General features: G+C 30.6%; 2 protein-coding genes. One reads left to right on the top strand and one right to left on the bottom strand.

All coding sequences use genetic code 11. The features are described 5' to 3' along the window. Nucleotides 1-16 precede the first annotated feature (16 nt). A complete protein-coding gene (locus tag V3W49_RS22970; protein ID WP_500148294.1) occupies nt 17-172 on the top strand; it encodes a hypothetical protein in 156 nt (51 codons plus the stop codon). A gap of 36 nt (nt 173-208) precedes the next feature. On the opposite strand, the gene V3W49_RS22975 is transcribed toward V3W49_RS22970, so the two are convergent. After that, the coding region (locus V3W49_RS22975; RefSeq protein WP_500148293.1) for a hypothetical protein at nt 209-546 on the bottom strand (338 nt) is incomplete at its 5' end.

The following is a 546-nucleotide window of genomic DNA, read 5'->3' on the forward strand; positions in this document are numbered from 1 at the left end:
GGATAAACCCAAATACATCAAAGGAGTGCCTCCGAGTTTACTCGAGCCAAATTCTGAATGTAGATTTATAGCCAGATGTCCTATGGCGATGGAAAAATGCAAAAAAGATCCTCCTAATTTTAAAACTAATTCAGGCTATGTTAAATGCTGGCTATATGAAGATGAAAAATAACTCTACAAAAATTAGGTTGAAAATTCTAAATTATTGTTAGAATTTAATCCAAGTGTAAATCACTTTGATTTGTTCCATGATTATTGCATTTAGATCACTAATTTTATTTTTCATTGCGTCTAGCAAATTTTCAAGATCAAAGATTTTGTTTGATAATTCTTCATTTTCATTCTTCAATTCCAAATTTTCTACTTTTAGCTGTTCCATCTGATTTACCAATTCTTCATTTTCATCTAGTTCTTGTTCTGATTGTTGGGAATTAATTCCGTCATTATCAAAAAGTGATTTAGTATTTTGTTCAATGATTTGCCCATTAATGCTAGTACCAAATATCTCAACCTCATCTACTCCATCGTGGAGTTCAAATTGTTTAG

Source organism: Rosenbergiella sp. YN46 (genome assembly GCF_036620675.1).
In the GTDB taxonomy this organism is placed as follows: Bacteria; Pseudomonadota; Gammaproteobacteria; order Enterobacterales; family Enterobacteriaceae; genus Jejubacter.